The organism is Actinomycetota bacterium (assembly GCA_030774015.1).
Taxonomy (GTDB): Bacteria; Actinomycetota; UBA4738; order UBA4738; family JACQTL01; genus JALYLZ01.
Window position 1 is genome coordinate 1 of the sequence record JALYLZ010000055.1, and the last position, 3,259, is coordinate 3,259.

At 72.3% G+C, this 3,259-nt stretch carries 5 protein-coding genes; all 5 read left to right on the forward strand.

The features are described from left to right. Positions 1-73: 73 nt before the first annotated feature. Positions 74-856, forward strand: coding sequence for a peptidoglycan editing factor PgeF (gene pgeF, locus M3Q23_05685; protein MDP9341591.1), 783 nt, complete (start codon positions 74-76; stop codon positions 854-856). Then, complete coding sequence (locus M3Q23_05690) at positions 853-1,620, forward strand: YggS family pyridoxal phosphate-dependent enzyme (GenBank protein ID MDP9341592.1); 768 nt, start codon at positions 853-855, stop codon at positions 1,618-1,620. The genes pgeF and M3Q23_05690 overlap by 4 nt, the downstream gene beginning before the upstream one ends. 9 nt (positions 1,621-1,629) lie before the next feature. Continuing rightward, positions 1,630-2,118 carry a cell division protein SepF gene (gene sepF / locus M3Q23_05695; GenBank protein ID MDP9341593.1) on the forward strand — a complete coding sequence of 163 codons (489 nt, stop codon included), beginning with the start codon at positions 1,630-1,632 and terminating at the stop codon, positions 2,116-2,118. A 55-nt stretch (positions 2,119-2,173) separates the two neighbouring features. Continuing rightward, on the forward strand, positions 2,174-2,458 hold the full coding sequence (locus M3Q23_05700; protein MDP9341594.1) for a YggT family protein: 285 nt from the start codon (positions 2,174-2,176) through the stop codon (positions 2,456-2,458). Positions 2,459-2,483: 25 nt separating this feature from the next. Next, a partial coding sequence (locus tag M3Q23_05705) for a DivIVA domain-containing protein (GenBank protein ID MDP9341595.1) occupies positions 2,484-3,259 on the forward strand: 776 nt, incomplete at its 3' end.

Here is a 3,259-nt window from a genome sequence, read left to right on the forward strand (position 1 = left end):
CCCCTCCCCAACCCCCACCCCGGCGCGTGCGACGCGTTGCCGGGCCGCGGGGCCCGTGGGATTCTCCCGACCGATGGCTTTCGAACGTCGCGCCCTCGGACACCGGGCACACGCGCTCGTGTCGACCACCCTGGAGCGGGCCGGCTTCCTGGCCGCATTCACCGAGCGAACCGGCGGGACCAGCCCCAAGCCGTTCGACTCCCTGAACCTCTCCCTGGCCGTCGAGGACGAGGCCGCCAAGGTCCGGTCGAACCGCGCCCGGGTGGTGGGGGGCCTGGGGATCGCGCCGTTCGCCACCGCGGAGCAGGTCCACGGAACGAACGCGGTCCGGGTCGGCGCGAAACGTGCCGGCGCGGGCTTCGATGACCTCGGCTCCAGGATCCCGCGCACCGACGCCCTGTACACGGCGAGCGCCGGCTTCCCCCTGGCCGTGCTCACGGCGGACTGCATGCCCATCGTGTTCGCGTCGCCGGCCGGGGGGCTGGTCGCGGTGGTCCACGCGGGATGGCGGGGGATGGCCGCCGGGATCCTGATCCGAGCGGCCGGGCTGTTCGACGACCCCTCCGATGTCCGCGTGGCCGTGGGACCGGCCATCGGTCCCTGCCACTACGAGGTGAAGGAGGATGTCGCCCTCGCCGTGGCCTCCGCGTCGGAGGCCGGCGCGGTGACCGACCGGCGGAGCGGCCGGCTGTACCTGGATCTCCCCGGCACGGCCCGCGCCCACCTGCGCGCCCTCGGGATCCGCAAGGTCGAGGACACCGGCCTGTGCACGGCGTGCGAACGCGCGCGCTTCTACTCCCACCGCCGCGACCGCGGCACCACCGGCAGGCAGGCCGGGGTGGCCGTCCGGCTGTGACGTCCCGCGCCGGCCTGGAGGAACGGCTCGCCGCCATCCGGGCCCGCATCGAGTCGGCCGCTGACCGGGCCGGCCGGGACCCGGCGGAGGTTCGTCTGGTGGCGGTGGCCAAGGGCGTGCCGGCCGAACGCGTCGAGCAGGCCCGCGGGGCGGGCATCGAGGACTTCGGGGAGAACTACGTGAAGGAGCTCGCCGCCAAGGCCGGCCGGGTCACCGGCGCGACGTGGCACTTCGTGGGCGTCCTCCAGAGCCACACCGCCCACCGCGTCGCCGACCTGGCCGACGTCGTGCACACCCTCGCGCCGGGCCGCGGTCCCGAGCGCCTGTCACGGCGAGCCGAGCAGGGAGGCACCCCCATCCCCTCGCTCGTCCAGGTCGACTTCACCGGGAGCCGCGCCGGCGTCCAGCCGGACGACCTCCCCGCGTTCCTGGAGGAGCTCCGGTCGTTGGCCGGCCTGGAGGTCCGCGGACTGATGACATTGCCCCCGCTGTCCGACCACCCGGAGGACAGCCGCCCCCACTTCCGGCGGCTCCGTGAGATGCGCGACCAGCAGCGCGAGCGGTTCGAGGGGCTGCGCGAACTTTCCATGGGAATGTCCGCCGATTACGAGGTCGCCGTGGAAGAAGGCGCTACCATGGTCCGGATCGGAACGGCCCTGTTCGGCGAGCGGGCGACGGTGTCGCGGGCACAGCGGGAACAAAGGGAAGCCCCGGGCGAAGACGGAGCCCGCCCCGAAGGCGGACCGGCGGGCGCTCCGCAATAGGAGGCGATCGTGCCAGGCGTGTGGAAGAAGACCCTCAGCTATCTCGGTCTGGTCGAGGACGAGGAGTACGACGACGCGGCCGAGGCCGACGCGGCTCCCATGGCCGACGTCTCGACAACGGTGCGGCGCCTCGGCCGTGCCGAGGCCGTCACCCTGCATCCGGCCCCGGACACCGGAGCCACCGTGGTCCGCACCATCCCGCAACCTCGCCCCCATCCGGCCTCCACCATCCACAAGTCGGAGCCGAAGCGGTTCAACGAGGCCCGCGACCTCGGGGACAAGTTCCGCGAGGGGGTCCCGGTGATCATCAACCTCCAGGGCTGCGAGGACGCCACTGCCCGGCGCCTGGTGGACTTCGCCTCAGGCCTGGTGTTCGGCCTGGGCGGGAAGATCGAGACCGTGGCCAACCGCGTCTACCTGTTGACTCCCGCGAACGTCGAGGTTTCCGCGGAGGAACGGGAGCGCCTCCGGGAGGGCGGCTTCTACAACCAGTTCTAGTGGGGCCGCCCCGAGCGATGCCCGCGGGACGCACCGTCCAGGAGCCGGTCGCCCCGTGACCACGTGTCTGGCCCTGGGAACCGGCACGCGCATCGCCTGCGACCTCCTCACCGCTTATTGGGTCGTCCTGTTCGTTCGGATCATCGCTTCGTGGTTCCCGCCTCCCCGGTCGGGACCGCTCCACACCATCATGCGGTTCGTGTACGACGTCACCGATCCGGTCCTGCGCCCCCTACGCAACCTTCTTCCAGCTCTTCGAATGGGGGCGATGGCCATGGACTTCTCGCCCATCATTCTGTTCATCGTGATCTACGTGCTGAAGATTGCGATAGGCTGCTGACGCTTTCGATTCTGAGGGGAAGACAATGAGGAAGCGCAAGGAGTCCGGCTCCGACCTGGAGCTGGGCGGGGATTCACGACGGCTCACGCCGATCGACGTTCAACAGCAACAGTTCCGTCGGTCGTTTCGGGGCTACGACGAGCAGGAGGTCGACGACTTCCTGGACCGCGTCACCGAGGAGCTGTCGGTGCTCCAGGAAGAGAAGCGCACGGCTGCGGAACAGGGCCAGGGACAGGTCCTCACGACCCCGCTCGCCGACGTCGGCCAGGCCGCGGAGGCCACCAGGGCCGCCGAGGGCATCAAGCGACGGGCCCAGGAGCAGGCCGAGGCGATCGTCCGTGACGCGCAGGCCCGGGCGGCCGCGATCCTCCGGGACGCCGATGCCCGGGCGGGCACGGCCGCGTCAGGCGGTTCCGCCAGTTCCGACGCGCCGGTCCCGTCGGCGGCCGGATCGGCCGCGCTGTCGAGCTTCGTGTCCCGCGAGCGAGAGTTCCTCCAGCGGCTGGCCCAGCTCGTGCAGGGCCACGCCGAGGGTGTCCGGGACATGGTGCAGTCCGCCAGGCGCGCACAGCAGGCTCCCGCGAAGGCGGACACTGGTTCGCCGCCGGCTGCTTCGCCGCCGGCCGGCATCGCCCCGGCGGTGACCCCGGAAGCTCCCTATGCCTCGGAGGTTCCACCCGCGCCTCCGATCCCGGCCGCGCCCGAGGCTTCGCCGGCATTCCCGGCTCCGCCCGCGCCCGAGGCTCCCTCCGCGCCGGAGGCTGCGTCCGCGCCCGAGGCCCCCTCGGCGCCGATGCCGCC